We start from the raw sequence: 20,130 nt of genomic DNA, 5'->3' as shown, positions 1-20,130 counted from the left end.
ATTAGTCCATTCAATTAGTTACTTACAGTCTCTTTCACATAGCGATTTGTTGGAAAAGGAAGCCCCAAATTCCCTCTAAGCGTATCCGACTCATATTCAGTTCGATAAATCCCACGTTCCTGTAGAATAGGAATGACCAGATCTACAAAATCGCTCAAACCATTCGGAACGCCTGATCCAACTATAAATCCGTCTGCTGCGCCGCTCTCGTACCATTCTTGTATGCGATCTGCAACTTGTGTTGGGGTACCTATAAATAAAGGTCTTGGTGTTGCGGATTGCAGGGCAACTTGACGAAGGGTTAGCCCTTGTTCCTGCGCATTTTGTTTAATGCGATCCGTCGTGCTTTGGAAGCTGTTTTTACCCAACTCACCTAACTCTGGGAAAGGGGCATCCAGGTCATATTGTGTAAAATCATGGTGTTCGAAGAAACGTCCCAGATACGCTAGTGCTTCCCCAATCGTCACCAAGTTGGCTACTTCCTGGTATTTACGCTCCGCTTCTTCTTCTGTAACGCCAATGATTGGTCCAATTCCAGGCATGACGACTATCTCATCGGGATTTCTACCAAAATTAGTGGCTCTACTTTTCACATCTTCATAAAAGCGTTTCGCATCCTCCACCGTCGGTTGACCTGTAAAGATCGCATCAGCCTCCTTGGCGGCTAAATTTTTCCCATCCTCCGATGATCCCGCTTGGAAAATCACCGGTCTGCCTTGCTTCGATCTACCAATATTAAGTGGTCCCTGCACGGAGAAAAATTCACCCTTATGATCTAATCGGTGGAGTTTATCCGGATCGAAGAATACCCCCGATACTTTATCTCTCGTGAAAGCATCATCTTCCCATGAATCCCATAATCCTTTGGACACCTGTAGATATTCAGATGCAATTCGATAGCGCTTAGGATGATCCGGATGTTCCTCCAGCTTCTTATTGTAGTTCAGCGCCGAGCCCTCCAGCGGGGAAGTAACCACATTCCAACCTGCTCTGCCATCACTGATATGATCGAGTGAAGAGAATTGTCTCGACACCGTGAACGGTTCACTGTAAGACGTAGATAGCGTACCTACCAGACCGATCTTGGAAGTTACGGAAGCCAGTGCGGATAAGATCGTAATCGGCTCAAACCGATTCAAGAAATGGGGAATCGACTTCTCATTGATGAATAGTCCATCTGCGATAAATAGTAAGTCGAATTTACCAGCTTCTGCTTTCTGTGCTTGCTCTTTGTAGTACTTGAAATTCACACTGGCATCCACAATCGCATCTGGATGTTTCCAAGACGACATATTGCCACCAACTCCATGAATGATAGCCCCAAGTTTTAGTTGTTTTTGTTTCGGCATCGTAATTCCTCCTTCATTCAATTAACAATAATTCCTATTGATTTAATTGGTATTAAACTTTGTACTTACTGTATCACCGGCTTAAAAGTCGGTCAATCGTAGATAAAGATGTTCTATTAATGAATAGAATTGTTCTATCTAGCCGTTTTTTTCCAATCGAATTCTTGCAACGCATCCAGAAACAAGTCGGAAAAATCGAGGGATTCTTTCAATGTAATAAGAATGGTACGTAAAGAGAGACCTCCCAATGCCTGAATATCAATAGGTACAAGACGTCCCTCTTTCACTTCTTGACGAACACACAGTTCCGGTAGAAAGGAAATCCCCAGGCCTTTGGCCACAAGCTTCTTGGCTGTTTCCAAATTATCAATGTGGTATTCGATTTGTGGAGGATGATCCAACGTTGCAAAAAGTCGATGGATCTTCACCCAATCCAGTGATCCGCACTCAAAAAAGACTAGTGATTCGCGACTTACATCTTGAATAGTCAAAGGTTTCTTTTTCACAAAAGGATGGCTAGGATGGACGAAAAGGCGAATAGGATCCTCGTAGAAACCCAATATGTCTACATGTGGATGAGTTACATTTCGGACAAAACCGATATCGATTTCTTTATTCAGAAGCATTTCCAGAATGACCTCTGTTGGAGCCGTTGTTAATTTGATTTGAAGATGAGCATATTTGTTTTTAATCCACGGAAGAATTTCGGGGATTATATAATTGGAAACAGATACGGTACAACCGACTCTGAGCTCATTGTAATCCTTATTGACATGTTGAAGCTGTTGCTTCCCCTTCTTATAGCTTTGGAGTATTTGCCCCGCAAAGGGAAGAAACTGCTTTCCTTTATCTGTCAATGTGAAATTTCTACCTTCTCTCTCGAATAGTAAGGTGTTCAAATCACGTTCCAACGATTGAATTCGGGCTGTAACGGAAGGCTGTGACAAGAACAAAGCATCCGCTGCCTTGTTGAAACTGTTATAATGAATGACATAGACGAAAGCTTCGATATTTTCAATATTCATTTGCCCATTACTTCCTCTCCAACATACACATCATTAAGAACTTCGAGAGTACATTGTATGTAAAACATCCAAATAAATCTGACTCGTATATTGATTAGCCATGGTCACAAAATTCAAAACGCGATCAAGAGTCCAAGGTTGATCTAACGTGAATGTCCAATCTATTTTCATAAGAACTCCTCCTCTAAGTTATAATGAAAAAAGGAGACACAATCATCCCAATTAGGATGAAGTATCTCCAGTTATCTGGTTGATTCCGATAATTCCGATTAATTTACTTGTATTTAAATTATAGTGACTCAAACATCCTTTTGTCAACGGTCGACATCATAAATTTTCAAGTTTTCTTTGATGAAAATGACCTTCATCCGAGCAACTTCTGGTCCGTATGCTTAGCATAGCCCACCTTCCTCTTCCATGCAGCTCCAAGCAGAGTTACTCCTGTCAGGAGGAATACGAATTGAATGCCAAGCCAGCCCCCCATGAACCCACCTAGTAAGGGGCCAACGACAATACCGAATTGACTTGACGATTGGTTTAAGCTCACAGCTCTTCCGCGGAAATCCGCTTCTGTATATTTGACGATAAGCGCATTTAGAGCCGGAAAAACAGCAGCAAAAAACAAACCATAACTGAAACGAAGAATGCCAAAGCCAATAAGATGATGAACGCCGAGCTGCAGCAGATTGCCAATACCACCGCCTATCAACCCAATGAACAATACCTTCTCATAACCGATTCGCCCGCCGATGATCCCCCACCGAGGACCCATAATGACCGTGGCTACACCCACAGCTGAGAAAACAATTCCCGAGCTCAGAGTCGCTTTATCTACACTTCCGCCGATTTGCACGACATAAAGTGTCAGCAGCGGCTCCATAATCATAACTGAAGTAGAAACTAGTAAAGTTAGCCCAAATATCCCCATCAGTTTGGTGTTACGAGCCGCATGTTTAAGATCCTTGAAGACACTTATACGAGCTTCATCTAGTCGCTTATGAACTTCTTTCACGCCTACAAGTACGATAAGAGCAGAAATTAACGTAATAAGGCCCGAGGCAACGAAGCACACTCGCAGTCCCATCCAATGACTCAGTACACCTCCGACAAGCGGACCAATAATTCCTCCGGCTGCCGTTGATGTTGAAATCACACCCAGCGCGTATCCGACGTGCTTCACCGGTGTATTCGTGCCAACCAAAGCGATGGAAGCAGGACCAAAGCCTGCCATAAGTCCTTGAAAAATCCGCACAAGAATGAAAGTGAATAGATCATAAACAAAATAATTGGCGAAATGAGCCAAAGCTAAGCCAATACCTGAACGAATTAACATAGGTTTCTTCCCAAATTTATCGGCTAGCGACCCCCAAAATGGCGCACACAACCCACTAATTAGAAAGCTAATGGAAATGGAAATACCTGACCACATTTCAAGCCTATTCTGAATACCCAGATCATTTTTCAAGAAAATTGGAAAAAACGGTACAGATAGGGTATATGCGATATGGCTAATAAATAAACCCAGCCATAAAATATGCAGATTGCGTTTCCAATAGCGTTCCATTTGTCACTCCTTTTGTAACATCCAAGCATGAAAAGAACCTCACAGCGGATGCTGTAAGGAGATTAGGTAGCTAAGATCAACTCACTAGCCTAGTATGGAGCGGATGATTTGGATGATGGCCGTCTTTTCCAACTCACGCGCTTGAGGGCGCTGTTCCTTTAAATAATCAAATAACGCTTTCCTCACGTCTTCATCGACCTCGGCAAGTGCTTTTCCTTCGCCTTCCCATTCGGGATGGGATTCCCAAAACTCATCGATCCAATCGCGGTTTAAATACGTAATTTGGTCCGGACGTTCAGAGAAAAACCCTAATTCCTCGCCCGCTCCGTTAAAAAACACATAGGTTGGAATATGATTGCGCCCATCTGCGTGCAGGTAAGCGGCAGCAATATCTTGATTGTCTGGGTCTCGTGGTAAAATATGCAGTTTCAATTTACCCGTCACTTGTTCGATTTTGCCAAGTAGCGGTAAATTCGCTACCACATCCCCACACCAGTCATGCGCAAGTACTAGAACATCCACGCGTTCGGTAAGCCCGTCAAAATAAGCTATTTCCTGTTCGGTCAAATATATAACGCTCGAAATTCTCATGCAGTCTCTCCACATTTAACTTTGCGTTGCTGACAAATTGCTCGTACGTTACGGCATCTTGAAAGGCTTTCGCTCTTCTTTCCTTCGAAATCCCTTCTGCTTTCTGAATGCTCATTGTGACATCCCTCCAGAAATGGTTTTCATACCGTTAATCCCACCGGTGAATGGTTCCATACTGTACTTGGAATCTCTCGTCGCAAAACAGGTGCAACCTCGGTGGCAAATCGCTCCATCTGTTCGCGCTGCTCAGTTTCGGTCAAGCCATCTACACTGATACTGACCACTTGATGCCCGTAGGCTTCATAATAATTCAGGATCTTCTCGATCACTTGATCTGGACTGCCAATCAGGACTGGCCCATTCTTCACATTGTCCTCCAGATCTTTGAAAGGCGAATTGTTGACCTGAGAGGCCGCCGTTGCATGGAACGCATTGTAATAGGGACGAAAGCGCCCAATCGCTTCTTCCGTGGTGTTAGCCAAATACAAGCTTCCAAATCCTGAGCCTACAACGGCATGTTGCGGATCATGGCCATAAAATGCTAATCGCTCACGATAATGATCGATTAACGCTTTGTATTTAGCTTGTGGATGGAACGTATTCGAGGAGAAAATCGGTTCACCATATTTCGCAGCCAACTCCGTTGACAATGTACTTGATGCACTGCCATGCCATACGGGGATAGCATGCTGAAAGGGTCTTGGCTGTATAGTCACATTGTCCAATGGCGATCTGTAGCGCCCCTGCCAGGTTACATTCTCTTCATTCCACAAACGCTTCAGGAGTGCATAACGTTCCGCAAGAGATTCCCACTGTTCTTCTTCTGTAATTCCGAATAGAGGGTAGTGCCTGGGGTCGTTACCTTTACCAATGATCAATTCAATTCTCCCTCCTGAGAGATGATCGAGTGTAGCATAGTCCTCAGCAACCCGCACAGGATCGAGTACGCTTAGGACGGTAACCGTTGTAAGCAAGCGAATGCGAGAGGTTCTCGCAGCAATTGCGGTCAAAACTACCGGTGGCGAAGATGAGATAAACGGTGCGCCATGCCGTTCCCCCACACCATAGGCATCAAAACCGAGTTCTTCGGCAAGGACGGCCTGTTTGAGCACGTTCTCAAACTTCTGATGGGTTGTCAACGTTTCCCCGCTTACAGCATTCGGTATATTCATCATTAGGCTAAATAAAGCAAATTTCAAGGTATTCAATCCCCTCTCTAGAGCTGGCTCAAAATAATGGCACCCTGTATTTATCCCCTTTTTCTGAATAGAGAATGGCTTCTGAGCTATATAAATCAACTTGCATAAGGGGTGTATGAATGTTCCCTAACGTTAGTTTATTGGTCTTTAATGCATGAAGCAAAGAAGGTATGTGTTTATGATCAGTACCGATTAAATTCACGCTCACCGTTTCTTGATTGAATAGGATATTGGTTTGGATCATAGGTTTTTTCCTCCTTATAATTATTGACCGTCTTGATTGGAGCTATAGGCAGAATTCCCTGAATTGTCGAGTCGAAATCCTTGATTCTCACGTTTCGTATACGATTCGTCCAACAGCTTTTTAAAATCAACCCAACGATCCACTTTATTTAACCTTGCAAGTTTTAAAGAATCCAATAATACGCCCATTTCATATCCACTCCTTTTTGAAAATAAAAATAGCATGGATTCAATGATCCATGCTTCCGGATGACCAGTCAGCTTGTTAATTCCAATTAATTCAATGTGTTTTATAAGTTTTAAATTAACATAGTTTCACATGATTGTCAAAGGAGCAGGTGCCTCATCGGCGATCTGCTCCCTAGTTGTTTGAGCTATCGTTTCCGTTAGTTCAATCCTGCTACTTATTGTACGATTCATTCCTAGTTTGTTTGAATATTCGACGCTAAATTTTTTCTCCTTGGGTTGTATAATTCAAAACCTTCCGTGAACCAGAATTCCTTAAGACCAATTTGGTTATATAGTTGAACTTCTTCTCGATAGATTGGATACATTCCTGCTAAGAAAATCGGTTTGCCTTCTGTAACTATTTTCTGTGATTCCTTATCAAGTCCGGAAGGAGAAAACACAAAGAAACCAGTCATTTCTGAATCACCACTTATCGGCTCATCTGAAGTAAATAGATCCCCGTATGAAAATCTCTTTACTCCTCTTCGTTCAGCGACTAAGCCGGCTATTGCATAACCCCAGGAAAGATCACTGGTTTCCACAGTTAGAATTAATTCAGGTTTTCCATTTATCCATTCATAATGGTCAACTTCTGAGAGTCCATAGGTAATAAAAGTCATCAAACCAGTTTCAGGTAAATCCCGATATATGAATAAATGCACAGGAGTACCGCCATCTTTTGTTTCGATTCTCTTTATTTGATAATTGTCACCAAAAACCTCTTCAATGTGATCCAGAAAAAGTTCAACGTTTTTCATTTTAGCTCCTTATTGGGTATTTCATTACCACGCTATAGTTATCCGTTAGAGTAATCATTAAAGTACGAGAATTGCACCTAATTAGCTCTATAATGACTGCTTATCCACGGCAACCCAGGTTGGAGCCATTGTTTCATAAATTCAAACTACAAATGTATTAGTTCATTAGCTATTATCATAATTCCATTATTTTTGATCTCTTTTAATTCTGTATTAAGCTTAAAGTTATTCAAATTTTTGATTGTTTTCGATAAATCTTTATTTATTATGGCTATTGGATTAATAGAAGGTAATTCACCATTTTGAACCTTCCCAATACTAATTGGGCTTCCATCCATCTCTAAGCAAGATTGAATTATTTCAACCGGGCTTTGCTCCCAGAGATCTTGACATAAATCAATAATTGGCTTGATTTGCCCCTTCCTAAATTGCCACTCACCTTCATCAACTAGGATCTCATACTCCGGTATTATTATAGATAAACTAATTTTGTCGTTTCTGTAGCCCCAAAACATTCTCATATGAGTATATAGTTCACTTGTTAATAATAATTGTTTGTAATTATTACTAACGTGCTCGTCGTAACCAAGAATAAACTTCTTCTCAAGTAATAGTTGATTCCAGTCAATTATTTCGAGCAAAGAATTACTTTCACTATTCCAGTAACCATACTTGAATGGGAATTTAGAAAAGATGAGTGAACAGATTCGATCAATAAAATTCTTGTTTAACGATTTATAAGAGTAACCCACTTCAACTGAAAAATATGGTGGCATTCAAGTGCCTCCTTTTATCAAATGTTATTGAACTAAAGTGTCCGTTAATTCAACGGTCTATTAGTTCGTTGAGGGGATGTTATAAGCTCAAGCTCTCTTTTTGTATCCGGATGGACTACTATGCTATCTGTAAGGTTAAGAGTAGACTCTTTTACTTTTTTTCCCCATTTCCTTGAAAAGGAACGCCAGTCACATACCATTTCAATTACATACTTCTTTGGCATGGGCAATGCCTCTTTTGTGTTGGGGTTAATAACCCAATATTCCCAATGGTGCTTATTCTTTCGCTGGTGACGAAGCCAAGCATATTTCCAATTCAGTTCCTCATCCAAATCCAAAGGTTTTCCGGAATAAAATTTCTTTGCATAGGGAAAAAACTCAGCCGGTGAAAATTTCGAAAAATCATGAATAACTCCCTGAATGTACAAGCCTTCCTTCCAACATTCAATCAAAACGTTGATTTTGTGATTCATGATATATAAGAAATAACTCCAATAAGCTTTCATCATCGTATATATTTCTCCTCTCCAGAATAAATTTCATTCAGCTTGAAAGAAATCATATTTTTAAATTGTTCAGAGAAAACAAAAAGAATCCCACCTCCAAGAACGATGTCTTGGGGACGAGATTCGTCGTGGTGCCACCCCAGGTTCACTAATCCGTCATCAGATTAGCCTTTTCAAGTACGGCATGACACTCCATGATTATACTCTAGCTCTGTAACAGGAGCTCCTGTCACACCACCTCCTGAGCAAATTCAGGTTCCGATGTGATGCTCAGTGACTTGGTTCAACAAGGTATCCTTTACTCCTTTTCAGCAACCGGAGCTCTCTGTAAAAGTACGCCTTGTTTACTCTTCACATCATCGCATTTGTTTAATATTACCAGTGAAATGCTATGTTTGTAAATGCAAAAGCCTTGAAATTATCCTGCTCATTAGCGTAGAAAAGGCAGCCGGTTGATTTCCAGCTGCCTCGATGTGGTCTGTATTCCGCTATCGTTTCCCGTTAGAAAATTAAAAGAGGTAACTGCAACAAAAAAGTCACCTAATGTTACCTGTTTGTTCCTATATCATTTTTGATTAGATTTACTAATTGCTCAATACCACTGTCTGGGTCAGTGCAATAATAAATATAATTGTAATTATCAAATACATCTAACTTCCACCAAAGCCAATGAAGTCTTGATTTGTTTCGTATTTCTGGCTTGGATACAACAAAAAATATCCTTCCTTTATCATCAACAAATAAGTCTCTACCCTTATCAGAATTATAGGCAAATCTAATTGTCTTATTAGCTGAATCTGCTTCTTTAATGGAAATTATTTCAACATTTTTATCCTTATTTAGTTCAAAGTATCTCTGTAAGAGTGCTTGGTTCTTGTAATAAATATCACTTTCATAAAAGTAAAAAGTATTTGCACCTCCAAAATCAGCAAATTTCATTGTAGATGGCACAATAGTTTCAACTTTGTATAGTAATAATCCTATGGCTAATAGTAGTACGGCAATTATAATAAAGAGGTACTTTCTCAATATCATTGTAATCACGCTGACCCTTTTCCTTTAAACTGTTCTTGCAATTAGATTGTTCAAATAAAATTCAGTCATCAAAATAGACGTAATTTAAGGGAAGTAGTTGCTATAATTTATTCAACTCTCCTCCGTTACTTCAACAAACAAAAAAAGAGCTGCTATACACACATAGCAGCTCCTCCACTAAAGTTCTGCGTTAAATTTAGTCAGCTAACCCGAAATACTTAAATCTTTTTTATCACAAGTAATTATGTTTACCCCAGAGTGATCACTTGTTTTTTAATGCTTTCGAACAACTGAACTCTTTTCTATCCCGAAAACTAATACTTTCGTTAATTCACAAAAAATGGAGAATCGTTCTCCATTTCATTTGAATCTATTTACCTTCCTTAGACATTAAACTATGAACGATCATCCCGGTTACGACACAAATAATACCTGTCCAAGACAGACTAGAAGGAAATGCCGCATCGAGTATCACTAATTCGCCAATGACTGTAAAAATGATTTCTCCGGCTTGAGTCGCTTCTACAGCAGCCAGTTGATGTGCGGATCTTTTTACCATTTCTGTCGCTTTGAAAAAAAGAACTGTTGCAACGACTCCCGAACAAACGGCTACTAGAGCAGATTGGCCGATTTGCCCTGCGCTCGGTACGCCAGCATGAACCAAAGCACAGAGAGAAAGCAATATCCATAATGGAAGGCTGGCCAGTGTCATGCCAAGAACACGCTGGTAGGTATCCAGCCGTTCTCCGCAAATCTCCATCATCTTACGATTGCCAAGCGGATAAGCAAAAGCTGCTAGAAGAACAGGCACCACGCCTAAAAGCGCGTCTTTTATGGAGAGGTGGCCGTCATGATCCGTCTGTATAACAATTACCCCAAATAAGATGATGAGAGAAATCAACAGACCTCTTAACGGGGTTTTTTCCTTTATCCTAATAGGCCCACCCTTTGTTACTATTACCTTGCTGAATAATGGAGCAATTAATGAACCCGCAATAATGGTTACCTGCCAGGTAGCCGCAATCAACCACCCAGGACCGTAGGCAGCGGAAAAACACAGCGGCACATAAAATAATCCGAATCCGACCATGCTCCAGCCCATCCATACCCCTAACTGCTTTCTCATATCAAAAAGCAAGGCCCGGAGATTTCCCCTAATCCAGACAATCAACAATAGGATAGGAAACATGAACAGATAACGAAGCGAAGCGCTCCATACCCAGTATCCGCCGGACAGCTCCATGGACCGGTTCATGATGAAAGAGAAGGAGAAAAAAAATGATGCCATTATGCCGTAAAGCATCGGAAGAAATGGTTTCATCCTGCTAGATATGCTTCTTTTACTTGATCGTTGACAAGCAATGTTTTTGCGTCATCCTCCAGAATAATTTCACCGGTCTGTATGACATAACCGCGATGGGCGATTTGCAGCGCTTGGTATGCGTTTTGTTCTACGAGCAGAATCGTCATCCCTATTCGGTTCATCTCCTGAATGATTTCAAAGATTTGATCCACGATGACGGGGGCCAATCCCATCGATGGTTCATCGAGCAGCAATAGCTTAGGTTTCATCATGAGTGCACGGGCTATGGCAAGCATTTGTTGTTCGCCGCCGCTCATGGTGCCACCCGCTTGGTGCAAGCGTTCTCTCAAACGTGGAAAGTAATCGAATGACTGTTCCATACGCTCTTTTATCACTTTTTTATCTTTAACTGAAAATGCGCCCATCTCCAGATTCTCCTTAACAGTTAGCTTTGGGAATATACGCCGGCCCTCCGGGACATGAGCAATGCCTTCCATCGCCGTTTGATGAGGCGGCCAAGCCGAAATATTACGCCTATCAAATAAAATGGAGCCTTCCGTTTTTACCTGACCGCAAATGGATTTAAGTGTTGTGGATTTTCCCGCTCCGTTGCAACCGATTAACGTGACAATTTCCCCTTCATTTACATGCAGTGAAATTCCCCTTAATGCTTGAATACCTCCATAGTAAGCATGGACCTCTTGAAGCTGCAGTAAGCTCATGATTTCACCTCTTGACCTAGGGCATTTTTACCTAAATAGGCTTCGATCACACGCGAATTCGAACGAATCTCATATGGGGATCCTTCAGCTATCTTTTCACCGTGATCCAGAACTAGAATGTGATCAGAAATCTCCATAACGAGTTTCATATCGTGCTCAATCAATATTATCGATACGTCCAGCTCCTGTTGAATGCTTCGAATAAGCTCGGTTAGTTCTTTTGTTTCACGCGGATTCATTCCTGCGGCGGGTTCATCCAGCAGCAGTACTTTTGGTTTAACCGCTAGCGCTCTCGCGATTTCAAGCCGCCTTTGCGCTCCGTAAGAAAGGCTGTTTGCATTTTCATTGAGATGAGGCTCGAGACCAACATATTGCAATAGTCGGTATGCTTCATCCATCGCATTTTGTTCCTCAAGTCGAATTTTAGTAAGTCCGAGTAAAGTGCTTAATATTCCTCCTTTTAAATGAATATGCATGCCGACCATCACATTTTCAAGAACAGTCATATTCCCAAACAGTCTAATATTTTGAAAGGTCCGGGCTATGCCCTTTTCAGTAATTCGATCAGGCTTAATCTTCACAATTGATTTGCCTTCCAATTCGATTTCACCCTCATCAGGCGCATAAATGCCGGTGATCATATTGAAAAACGTCGTTTTTCCGGCACCGTTCGGACCGATAACAGCAGAAATTTCACCTTTTTGAAACTCAAATTGAACTCCGTTAACGGCAACCAATCCGCCAAATCGTTTGAACAAATTATTAACACGCAAAACGGTCATTGGGCGATCCCTCCGCTTTGAGGATTTACTTTCTGCACGGAAGCTGATGAAATTCGTTCCTGAATCAGCTTTTCGTTCACTCTGCGATTTTTCACCGAAATCAATCCGTTTGGCCTAAAGACGGCAAAGAGGATGAGAATGGCTCCAAAAATAAACCTCTGCATCTTGGATGGAGATAAGGCAGATGGAATGTGGACTACGCCTTGCAGTGTTAATTGATTTAACCAATTGGTAAATTCCGTAAGCACCTGCAGGTTGAGAATCGTAATAAGTGCAGCTCCAAGTATAACGCCAGGAACACTCCCCATTCCTCCTAAAACAACCATGACCAAAATCGTTATGGACTCAAGCAATGTAAAGCTGGAAGGATCAATAAACGTTTGTTTGGCTGCGAAGACGACTCCCATCATCCCGGAGAAGGAAGCTCCCACAGCGAACGCTGTCAACTTCGTGCGAATTAATGGAACCCCCATGGATTGTGCGGCAATTTCATTCTCTCGAACTGCCTTCCAGGAACGACCCATTCGAGAATGTTCAAATCTCTTTACTCCTAAAATCACAAAAGCCAAGATCGCTATCACAATGAAATAAAATTGATGAGGATGCGTAAATTCAAATCCGAACAGATTTGGAGGCTTGATCGATGATATGCCCTTTGCGCCGTTCGTAATGTTAACAGGCTTCTCCAGGTTGTTGAAGATGATGCGGATCATTTCCCCGAAGCCCAATGTCACGATAGCGAGATAATCTCCTTTCACCCTAAGGACGGGCAGGCCGAGAATGACTCCGAACAGTGCAGCCATAAAGCCGCCTACAAAAATAAACAGCCAAAACGCAGAGCCCGAAAGAGGAAACAAATCACCTGGAATGAAGTGATTCGCCTGTGCCGTAGAGAAGATACCATATGTATAAGCTCCAATCGCGAAAAAAGCGACAAAACCCAGATCCAGAAGCCCAGCAAAGCCGACCACGATATTCAGCCCGAGCGCCATTGCGATATAAATCCCGCTCTGCGTTGCAACTTCCATATAAGATTCGTAGGCGGGACCTCCTGATGAAGCAAACGGAATAATGAGAATTAATAGGATACCGCCGATGAACCATTTGACTTTACTTGTGAATGAAGTGTAGTAAAGCAACAGCAAAGATGCCAGCAATAATAAAAAGGCGATTACCGATTTAGCCGTCATATATACACTTAGTGCTGTAACCGAGACAAGAAGGACAAGTATCAGAGCTTGCATTTTCGAGTTTTGCGCTAATGCCTGTTTCATTTTATCCATGATGGGTCACCTACACTTTCTCTTTGACGGCTTTGCCAAACAGACCTTCGGGTTTGAATATCAATACGATGATTAGAATCATAAAGGCAAACACATCTTTATACTCCGAACCGAAGCTGCCATTCGTCAGTAAGCCAAGATTAGAAGAAGCGAACATCTCTAATATCCCAATGACCAGTCCACCAAACATTGCACCCCGAATGTTTCCTATACCTCCAAGCACTGCGGCCGTGAACGCTTTCAACCCTAATATATAGCCGATAAATGGATCGATATTACCGTACTGCTGCGCAAATAAAACCCCTGTAGCACCGCCTAAAGCTGATCCGATGAAAAAGGTCAGAATAATGATTTTATTCACGTTAATTGACATCAACGAAGCCGTTTCACGGTCTTGCGCTACCGCCCGCATGGCCACTCCCCATTTGGTACGATTGATAAAAAAATCAAGGCTGATCATCAACAAAACTGCCACTACGATGATGATGATCGTATTGGTTTTCAAAGAAACGTCTCCGAGCCATGATCCAAGAGAAGAAGTGCCGATGGTCAAATTTTTATCGAATAACGTAATACCGCTTATGATGTAGTTTCCTGTTCTCAATTCGGTTATAAAGCGAACGAGATCTTGAACCACGAAGGAAACACCAATCGCGGAGATAAGTGAAATCAGCTTGGGCGCTTTTCGGAGAGGCTTATAAGCAATTCGTTCAATTCCCACCCCTAACAATCCCGTAAACAGCATGGCGATAGCGAGGATTAGAACGTATGCAACCCATCCCGGCATACCACTAAGCCACCCTGTAGATTGAAAAAGGAACAATACCCCTGTCCCGACGAATGCCCCAGTCATAAAAATCTCGCCATGTGCAAAATTGATCAATTCAAGAATACCATATACCATGGTATATCCTAAGGCAACGACCGCATAAATAGCTCCTAAAGCAAGCCCGTCGATCAATACTTGGGGGAGTGAGTGCAGGATGTTTAGGATCATGAAACTTCTCCTTTCGCAGGTGGATAAACCGTAAAGAGGTATATCAATAAAGCACATACCTCTTTACTTTAAGTTGAATGATGTTGAAATTAGGTTTACTTCCCTACTTCAGAAATCATGGTACCCGGATATTTCGGACCTTCAAATTTGTAGATAAATACTTTAGCGTATGTATTGTCGCCTTTGCCATCAAAGGAAACCTTCGTGGCAACACCTTGGAAGTCTTTGGTGGCGCGCACCGCATCACGAACTTTTTCGCGGACAGGCACTTTTCCACCGTCTGCGCTGCTCGCAGTTTTAATGCCGTTAAGAATGATAGTCATACAGTCATATGCGTATGCTGAGTAACCGTCTGGAGCTTTGCCGAATTTGGCTTTGTATTGATCGGCCCATTTCATGCCATCTGCCGTTTTGGTAATATCGGTTGAGATGGAAGCGTACAAGGCGTCTTTTACTTTATCACCGGCTACATCAACCAGGCCTTGAGTATCCCATCCGTCAGCACCCATGAAAGGAGCCGTAATTCCTTTGTCGCGTGCTTGTTTGATAAGCAGACCACCTTCGGCATATAATCCTCCGAAGAATACAAAGTCCGGTTTCTTGCTAAGCGCAATGTTAAGAACTCCGTTGAAATCCTTCTCTCCTATGGTAATCCCCTCATAACCGACAATGGTTGCCCCTTGCTTCGTTGCTGCGTCTTTAAACGCTTCTGCCAAGCCTTGACCGTAGGCAGTTTTATCTTGAATGACGAAAATATTTTTGGCTTTCACTGTTTTAAACGCATAATCAGCCGCCGCAGGACCTTGGAAATCATCTCTTGCAACGATTCGGTTCACGACCTTCAGATTACGGTCGGTTACCTCCGTTGCTGTATTGGACGGCGAAACCATGACAATATTGTTCTTCTCGTAAACGACTGAGGAGGGGATAGCTACGCCTGAGTTCATATGTCCGACGATACCGAGAATCGATTGATCAGCACTGATGATCTCGGCATTGGCAACGCCTTTCTTTGGATCTGCTTGATCGTCATAAGGGACCAGCTGCAGTTCAAAACCCAGCTTGTCAAATTCCGCTTTATGGTCATCCAAAGACATTTGAGCACCTAGCTTAATAGCTTCCCCTTGAACGGCGCTGCCTCCTGACAAAGGGGACTGGGTCGCAATTTTGATGACGCTCTTGGTGACTGCGCTGCTAGGTTTAGTCGTTTCTGCAGTTGAACTTGTGCTTGTACTTGTGCTTGTTCCGCACCCTACCAACAAACCCATGGCAAGCGCTGATACTGAGATCATAAGAGCCGTTTTCTTCAAAATCATGAAACAACCTCCTCAGATAGTTTGATACGCAAAAATACCGATATCGCAGCATTCAGAACTTCGGTTAAGAGACGAAATTCATACAAAAACTACTCAATCGGAATTTTTAATAACATGAACCTTACATAATTATAATAATGAAATCGGAATTTTATGTCAATATACCTAACATAAATTAGACACATTCCAAGAATTAATGCATTACATGTTATATTTCACAACATATAAAGTTATATATTTTTCATTTATCGACAAATTCAACCTTACTATTCCAAAATTAATATACCACCTCACGAATCCGCCATTAATAATTAAATATTGACAAGCTATTAGCTAGAATAGCTGAATTACCTTATTGAGTCTTTGATCTATTCAATATACAAAAAGGCATTCACCCATTTGAGTGAATGCCTTTTACATCAAAACTTCAAGACTTTCTTCCGATTCTCCTAGGCGGTTGTCTTCAAGTGGCATACTTCTCCAAATATTCCCATTATCCTGCCCTTTAGCTTAATCGTTGCCCCTTAACAACTTACGTTTCATTCTAATTTAACCTGGTGTTGAGAAGGGTTTTCAGTTACGTATAACAATACAAGTTCTTGTCATCATTCGGCAAACGATATATGTTCTTGTCACACATAATTCCTGTTGGAGGTCAAGAAAATATATTGTTTGAACCCAAAGTACCGACCAAAGAAAAGCCTTAAACAATGAGTGTTGACATCATTGGCACTTTAATAAGCTTCATTCTCAGCCCCCTTAACTATCCTACTCGCTATTACCCGAAAAAGTAGTAGTACACAAGTCCAGCTACTATAAGAAAATTTAGAGCTTCAAGCCAAAATGAAGTAGTCCGATGAGATACAACAACCTTCATTTCCCGATCCCATGTAGTCTGTCGCAGTTTTTTCTTCAATGTTTGATAGCCACACGCATACGTAATTAAATAAATTATTGGAACGCCAGCGGCCTCCCCACGCCACCAAACAAGAAAGCTTCTTTTGCAAGCTTGTCGTAAAGAAAGCTTAGATCCATCTGGATTTCTTACCTTTACCCCGAATATAAATTTGCCTGGGGTTGTTCCCACTTTGGACAGAAGCAGAGATTCGAGAGGTATCCAGCCCAGCAAAATAATCATTGCCATTACGTATTCCTCTGTCCCCGACACTAACAATGGCCCATACATGATCCAATCCATAACTTGAGTAACAAATGGCATGGACAAACTATCTAATACTTGAATTAAACATACACACAACAAAGTATCCAAATATCTAGCCCATAAACGGAGCCATGGTCTAACATGCGTTTTTTCTTCATTCCAATCAAATTGAGTATATATTTCGGCTGCTAACCATTCTCCGAACTTGTGTTTCCTTAGAAGCGTACCTCTCTTAATTTGCCCTGCACTGATTAGATCCCTAATTTCCTCGGCAGTAAAAGGACCGTATTTATCCTTTTCATGTTTATAGAACCATTCAATCAAATTTTATCGTCCTCGTTCCTCTATCCTCATTATTCATGCACCGAATGACATAAATCATGATATAGTGAAACATTATTTTTCTTTTATAGCCAGAGGTAAATAAATACTTTTCATTAGGGGTTCTTGTTGAATTATCCGTCCCGATAGTTCAAAAAGGCAGCCGATCACAGTCCGGCTACCTTCATGCTTTATTGATTGAACTATCGTTCTCAGTTAGTTCAACCTAATGTGATTTTCCTTTACATATATCAATTTTAGCCTTTTCAATTATTTGTGTTATAAAGGGATGTTTAGCTTTCGTATATGCCGCTCTATCATTAGGATATTCTTCAGCAAGCTTCTTCTTCAAATTACAGTATTGTATTAATACATCTAGATGAGTTTTTAAATAATCTCTAAACAAAATATTATTATTCCAATCTTCACCACCGAATTTATACATATGAAGATGATGTGTACCAGCACCTCTTTCACCTTTTCTAAAAAACCTTCTATTGGGAAGTTCCTTGTGAAAAACGTGCTCATAGTTAATTTTATGTAATGGTCCAATGAATTCATCTACCTTGTTTAAATCACTTACTCCAACCATAAAATCAATAATCGGTTTTGCACCTAATCCTTCTACTGATGTACTACCAATGTGTTCAATTCCAAGGATTCTATTACTTAATACTTCTCTTATTTTCATAGCTTCTTTTTGAGATTGAAAAAACCAATCCGAGCTATACTCCTCAATAATTATGCTATTCTCCATACACGCCTCCAGAAAAATGATTATTTAATTTATTTTAACACTTTTTCATTTCCTTGTGATTGAACATAACTGCCCGATAGTTTAATCATAAGTGAGCAAAAAACTTTAGTAAATCGTGCTATCTTATGCCTGCTGCGTCGGTGATCATAAGCGGGTGCAAATTATCCATGGCACAGCCGTCAACGATGCGTGTTGTTATCGGATCAATCTCACCGAACGAAATCGGCAAAACATCTGAAGTTAATATTGAAATGAAACTTGATGCCGTAACTATCGTGGAGCCCGTGTGAATATGTCAATCGCATTTTGAGAACAAAACAAAAAAAGATCTGTCCCTGGATTTATACATCCATGACGACAGACCTGACTACTCACATTCTCCAGCTTGCTTCTCCAGAAACTCGCGGATGGAGGGATCCATGCACAATCCGATGGCGCGGCTGTACGCGGCACGGGCTTGTTCGAACCTCTGCATCCGCTTGAACAAATGGGCGCTTAGGGCCCAATAAGGTTGATAGCTCTTGACCGCATCGGCCGGCACTTCTTTCAGCAGCGCCATCCCGATTTCGGCCCCACGCGCCTCAGCAACGGCTGCCGCCCGGCCGACGATTGCGCCGATCGTTGGCGCGATACGTACGAGCCCCTCGTACAGCAATGCGATCGCTTCCCACTCCGTTCGGCCAGTCCAGGCACGCTGGGCGTGCACGGATTGAATCGCCGCTTCAAGTTGGAACCGCCCGATGCGGTTTCCTTGCGCAGCAACACGAAGGCAATGTTCCGCCTCCTCGATCATCATGACTGACCAACGAGAATGATCCTGTTCAGTTATCGGAACATAGTCACCTGCCTCATTGCGCCGCACATGGCGGCGTGCTTCGCAGTGCAGCATAAGCGCCATTAATCCCAGCGCTTCCGGTTCTCCCGGCATGAACCGTAAGATCAGTCTTCCCATGAAAATCGCTTCTTCGGCCATTCCTTTCCGGCGTGGATCTACACCTGCCACATCATCCCAGCCGCTTCCATAGGCTGCATAGACAGCTTCAAGTACAGCTTCAAGGCGCTCAGGCCATTCGTCCTTCCCAGGCAAGTCGAATATAATGTCACCGCTTTTCAGTTTCGCTTTCGCGCGGGTAAGCCGCTGCCCCATCGTTGCAGGCTTAACAACGAAGGCAGAAGCAATGCGGGCTGCGTCAAGGCCAAGTACAGACTGGAGCATGAGCGGTGTACGCACGGCTGGATCAATTTCGGGATGGGCGCAAATGAACAGCATCTTGAGCCGTTCATCCGGAAAAGACGCTTCGATTTCGGACCATTTCTGCGTATTTTTCGCCATTGCGATCAAAGTCTGTTCCACACCAGCATGCACCCTGGCATGCCGGGTACTGTCGATCAGTCTGCGCTGCGCAGCAGTAAGCAGCCAGGCCTCGGGATTATTTGGCACTCCTGTCGCAGGCCATGATTCAAGCGCGGCCAGGAAAGCGTCGGCAAGCGCATCCTCCGCTGCGGCTAGGTCACGCCAGCGCACAGCCAGAAAAGCAACCAGACGGCCGTAGGAATCACGGGCCGTCTGTTCAATCAGTTGATGAGCATGCATGGTGCTCATAACGAAACTGGATGCAAGTTAGGGCGAACCTCAACCGAGCTACCGGGACAACGTGCTGCCCATTCCAATGCGGTGTCCAAATCTGGTACGTCGATGATCATCAAACCGCCAAGATGCTCCTTGGTTTCGGTGATCGGGCCATCCTGAACCAGCAATTCACCACCCCTGAGGCTAAGCGTGGTTGCGGTTTCGGGGGCCTCGAGACCTGCACCGTTTACAACAATGCCTGAATCGAGCATCGCTTTGACATAATGGGCCCAGCTTGCGGCATATGCCTCCTTGTGAATCGGATCTTTTCGTTTGGCGAAATCCTCCGTCGTTTCATACATTAACAGTGTGTAATTCATGGTTTTTGCTCCTCTCAACATTCATAATGGGGCTGTTTCATGTCTTCACTATAATGACGATCCAGTTCGATGGATTTCTACATTATGCGAAAATATTTTTTTGAATGTCAGATGGCCCGATGTCGCTTGCTACCATTTCTGCTCCGGAGCATACCTTTGTTATTAAATTTCTCGTCATTCTATTATGTTAAAATAATATCACATATTGGGGATATCCTATCTGTTATTTGAATGAAGGGCTGCCTCGGCAGCTTTTGATATTG

At 42.4% G+C, this 20,130-nt stretch carries 23 protein-coding genes and 1 other annotated feature; of the genes, 1 reads left to right on the top strand and 22 read right to left on the bottom strand.

Annotated features, from left to right (window positions below; genetic code table 11):
* Positions 1-14: 14 nt before the first annotated feature.
* From NYR53_RS10695 to NYR53_RS10600, 20 genes are all read right to left on the bottom strand, one after another.
* Entirely contained in the window at positions 15-1,349 is a 1,335-nt protein-coding gene (locus tag NYR53_RS10695; protein ID WP_261305141.1) for an LLM class flavin-dependent oxidoreductase, read from the bottom strand.
* A gap of 134 nt (positions 1,350-1,483) precedes the next feature.
* Positions 1,484-2,374, bottom strand: a complete 891-nt coding sequence (locus NYR53_RS10690) for a LysR family transcriptional regulator (RefSeq protein WP_261305140.1) — start codon at positions 2,372-2,374, stop codon at positions 1,484-1,486.
* A 364-nt stretch (positions 2,375-2,738) separates the two neighbouring features.
* Positions 2,739-3,938, bottom strand: coding sequence for an MFS transporter (locus NYR53_RS10685; RefSeq protein WP_261305139.1), 1,200 nt, complete (start codon positions 3,936-3,938; stop codon positions 2,739-2,741).
* Between the two features lie 84 nt (positions 3,939-4,022).
* Complete coding sequence (locus NYR53_RS10680; RefSeq protein WP_261305138.1) at positions 4,023-4,505, bottom strand: thioredoxin family protein; 483 nt, start codon at positions 4,503-4,505, stop codon at positions 4,023-4,025.
* Positions 4,477-4,644 carry a hypothetical protein gene (locus tag NYR53_RS10675; protein ID WP_261305137.1) on the bottom strand — a complete coding sequence of 56 codons (168 nt, stop codon included), beginning with the start codon at positions 4,642-4,644 and terminating at the stop codon, positions 4,477-4,479. Before NYR53_RS10675 ends, NYR53_RS10680 begins: the two co-directional genes overlap by 29 nt.
* A gap of 25 nt (positions 4,645-4,669) precedes the next feature.
* Positions 4,670-5,728, bottom strand: a complete 1,059-nt coding sequence (locus NYR53_RS10670; RefSeq protein ID WP_261305136.1) for an LLM class flavin-dependent oxidoreductase — start codon at positions 5,726-5,728, stop codon at positions 4,670-4,672.
* A 28-nt stretch (positions 5,729-5,756) separates the two neighbouring features.
* Positions 5,757-5,972 carry a hypothetical protein gene (locus NYR53_RS10665; RefSeq protein WP_261305135.1) on the bottom strand — a complete coding sequence of 72 codons (216 nt, stop codon included), beginning with the start codon at positions 5,970-5,972 and terminating at the stop codon, positions 5,757-5,759.
* A gap of 20 nt (positions 5,973-5,992) precedes the next feature.
* Complete coding sequence (locus tag NYR53_RS10660; RefSeq protein WP_261305134.1) at positions 5,993-6,160, bottom strand: hypothetical protein; 168 nt, start codon at positions 6,158-6,160, stop codon at positions 5,993-5,995.
* Between the two features lie 233 nt (positions 6,161-6,393).
* Positions 6,394-6,957: a suppressor of fused domain protein gene (locus tag NYR53_RS10655; protein ID WP_261305133.1), complete on the bottom strand. Its 564-nt coding sequence runs from the start codon at positions 6,955-6,957 to the stop codon at positions 6,394-6,396.
* Between the two features lie 146 nt (positions 6,958-7,103).
* Complete coding sequence (locus NYR53_RS10650) at positions 7,104-7,733, bottom strand: hypothetical protein (protein WP_261305132.1); 630 nt, start codon at positions 7,731-7,733, stop codon at positions 7,104-7,106.
* A 44-nt stretch (positions 7,734-7,777) separates the two neighbouring features.
* Positions 7,778-8,242: a DUF5662 family protein gene (locus NYR53_RS10645; protein WP_261305131.1), complete on the bottom strand. Its 465-nt coding sequence runs from the start codon at positions 8,240-8,242 to the stop codon at positions 7,778-7,780.
* A gap of 106 nt (positions 8,243-8,348) precedes the next feature.
* Positions 8,349-8,608 (bottom strand) — a binding site (T-box leader).
* 177 nt (positions 8,609-8,785) lie between these two features.
* On the bottom strand, positions 8,786-9,283 hold the full coding sequence (locus tag NYR53_RS10640; protein WP_261305130.1) for a hypothetical protein: 498 nt from the start codon (positions 9,281-9,283) through the stop codon (positions 8,786-8,788).
* Positions 9,284-9,644: 361 nt separating this feature from the next.
* Positions 9,645-10,595 carry a DMT family transporter gene (locus NYR53_RS10635; RefSeq protein ID WP_261305129.1) on the bottom strand — a complete coding sequence of 317 codons (951 nt, stop codon included), beginning with the start codon at positions 10,593-10,595 and terminating at the stop codon, positions 9,645-9,647.
* Entirely contained in the window at positions 10,592-11,299 is a 708-nt protein-coding gene (locus NYR53_RS10630) for an ABC transporter ATP-binding protein (RefSeq protein ID WP_261305128.1), read from the bottom strand. Before NYR53_RS10630 ends, NYR53_RS10635 begins: the two co-directional genes overlap by 4 nt.
* Positions 11,296-12,081: an ABC transporter ATP-binding protein gene (locus NYR53_RS10625; protein ID WP_060647834.1), complete on the bottom strand. Its 786-nt coding sequence runs from the start codon at positions 12,079-12,081 to the stop codon at positions 11,296-11,298. Before NYR53_RS10625 ends, NYR53_RS10630 begins: the two co-directional genes overlap by 4 nt.
* Positions 12,078-13,355 (bottom strand): branched-chain amino acid ABC transporter permease, encoded by a 1,278-nt coding sequence (locus NYR53_RS10620; RefSeq protein WP_414858780.1) that lies wholly within the window; start codon positions 13,353-13,355, stop codon positions 12,078-12,080. Before NYR53_RS10620 ends, NYR53_RS10625 begins: the two co-directional genes overlap by 4 nt.
* A gap of 19 nt (positions 13,356-13,374) precedes the next feature.
* Positions 13,375-14,361, bottom strand: coding sequence for a branched-chain amino acid ABC transporter permease (locus tag NYR53_RS10615; protein WP_261305127.1), 987 nt, complete (start codon positions 14,359-14,361; stop codon positions 13,375-13,377).
* Positions 14,362-14,456: 95 nt separating this feature from the next.
* Positions 14,457-15,677 (bottom strand): branched-chain amino acid ABC transporter substrate-binding protein, encoded by a 1,221-nt coding sequence (locus NYR53_RS10610; RefSeq protein ID WP_261305126.1) that lies wholly within the window; start codon positions 15,675-15,677, stop codon positions 14,457-14,459.
* A gap of 778 nt (positions 15,678-16,455) precedes the next feature.
* Positions 16,456-17,163 carry an RDD family protein gene (locus NYR53_RS10605; RefSeq protein WP_261305125.1) on the bottom strand — a complete coding sequence of 236 codons (708 nt, stop codon included), beginning with the start codon at positions 17,161-17,163 and terminating at the stop codon, positions 16,456-16,458.
* A 223-nt stretch (positions 17,164-17,386) separates the two neighbouring features.
* Positions 17,387-17,917 carry a GrpB family protein gene (locus NYR53_RS10600; protein ID WP_261305124.1) on the bottom strand — a complete coding sequence of 177 codons (531 nt, stop codon included), beginning with the start codon at positions 17,915-17,917 and terminating at the stop codon, positions 17,387-17,389.
* A gap of 167 nt (positions 17,918-18,084) precedes the next feature.
* Between NYR53_RS10600 and NYR53_RS10595 the strand changes: the two genes are divergently transcribed.
* The gene (locus NYR53_RS10595; protein WP_261305123.1) at positions 18,085-18,207 is read left to right on the top strand and encodes a hypothetical protein; all 123 of its coding nucleotides are present in this window, start codon (positions 18,085-18,087) and stop codon (positions 18,205-18,207) included.
* A 77-nt stretch (positions 18,208-18,284) separates the two neighbouring features.
* Here NYR53_RS10595 and NYR53_RS10590 read toward each other — a convergent pair whose 3' ends face one another.
* Complete coding sequence (locus tag NYR53_RS10590; protein WP_261306325.1) at positions 18,285-19,511, bottom strand: RNA polymerase sigma factor; 1,227 nt, start codon at positions 19,509-19,511, stop codon at positions 18,285-18,287.
* A gap of 5 nt (positions 19,512-19,516) precedes the next feature.
* Positions 19,517-19,867, bottom strand: coding sequence for a YciI family protein (locus NYR53_RS10585; RefSeq protein ID WP_056626071.1), 351 nt, complete (start codon positions 19,865-19,867; stop codon positions 19,517-19,519).
* Between the last annotated feature and the right edge of the window lie 263 nt (positions 19,868-20,130).

Origin of the sequence: Paenibacillus andongensis (genome assembly GCF_025369935.1) — a bacterium.
Taxonomy (GTDB): domain Bacteria; phylum Bacillota; class Bacilli; order Paenibacillales; family NBRC-103111; genus Paenibacillus_E; species Paenibacillus_E andongensis.
Note: the sequence above shows the minus strand (reverse complement) of the source record. Positions and strands in the feature narration are given on the sequence as shown.

Coding starts and splice junctions, on each gene's coding strand:
- NYR53_RS10585 (WP_056626071.1), bottom strand. CDS start 19,867: ATGAATTACACACTGTTAATGTATGAAACGACGGAGGATTTCGCCAAA.
- NYR53_RS10685 (WP_261305139.1), bottom strand. CDS start 3,938: ATGGAACGCTATTGGAAACGCAATCTGCATATTTTATGGCTGGGTTTA.
- NYR53_RS10660 (WP_261305134.1), bottom strand. CDS start 6,160: ATGGGCGTATTATTGGATTCTTTAAAACTTGCAAGGTTAAATAAAGTG.
- NYR53_RS10600 (WP_261305124.1), bottom strand. CDS start 17,917: ATGGAGAATAGCATAATTATTGAGGAGTATAGCTCGGATTGGTTTTTT.
- NYR53_RS10655 (WP_261305133.1), bottom strand. CDS start 6,957: ATGAAAAACGTTGAACTTTTTCTGGATCACATTGAAGAGGTTTTTGGT.
- NYR53_RS10595 (WP_261305123.1), top strand. CDS start 18,085: ATGGCACAGCCGTCAACGATGCGTGTTGTTATCGGATCAATCTCACCG.
- NYR53_RS10645 (WP_261305131.1), bottom strand. CDS start 8,242: ATGATGAAAGCTTATTGGAGTTATTTCTTATATATCATGAATCACAAA.
- NYR53_RS10690 (WP_261305140.1), bottom strand. CDS start 2,374: ATGAATATTGAAAATATCGAAGCTTTCGTCTATGTCATTCATTATAAC.
- NYR53_RS10695 (WP_261305141.1), bottom strand. CDS start 1,349: ATGCCGAAACAAAAACAACTAAAACTTGGGGCTATCATTCATGGAGTT.
- NYR53_RS10620 (WP_414858780.1), bottom strand. CDS start 13,355: ATGAAACAGGCATTAGCGCAAAACTCGAAAATGCAAGCTCTGATACTT.
- NYR53_RS10675 (WP_261305137.1), bottom strand. CDS start 4,644: ATGAGCATTCAGAAAGCAGAAGGGATTTCGAAGGAAAGAAGAGCGAAA.
- NYR53_RS10610 (WP_261305126.1), bottom strand. CDS start 15,677: ATGATTTTGAAGAAAACGGCTCTTATGATCTCAGTATCAGCGCTTGCC.
- NYR53_RS10665 (WP_261305135.1), bottom strand. CDS start 5,972: ATGATCCAAACCAATATCCTATTCAATCAAGAAACGGTGAGCGTGAAT.
- NYR53_RS10650 (WP_261305132.1), bottom strand. CDS start 7,733: ATGCCACCATATTTTTCAGTTGAAGTGGGTTACTCTTATAAATCGTTA.
- NYR53_RS10625 (WP_060647834.1), bottom strand. CDS start 12,081: ATGACCGTTTTGCGTGTTAATAATTTGTTCAAACGATTTGGCGGATTG.
- NYR53_RS10615 (WP_261305127.1), bottom strand. CDS start 14,361: ATGATCCTAAACATCCTGCACTCACTCCCCCAAGTATTGATCGACGGG.
- NYR53_RS10630 (WP_261305128.1), bottom strand. CDS start 11,299: ATGAGCTTACTGCAGCTTCAAGAGGTCCATGCTTACTATGGAGGTATT.
- NYR53_RS10590 (WP_261306325.1), bottom strand. CDS start 19,511: ATGCATGCTCATCAACTGATTGAACAGACGGCCCGTGATTCCTACGGC.
- NYR53_RS10635 (WP_261305129.1), bottom strand. CDS start 10,595: ATGAAACCATTTCTTCCGATGCTTTACGGCATAATGGCATCATTTTTT.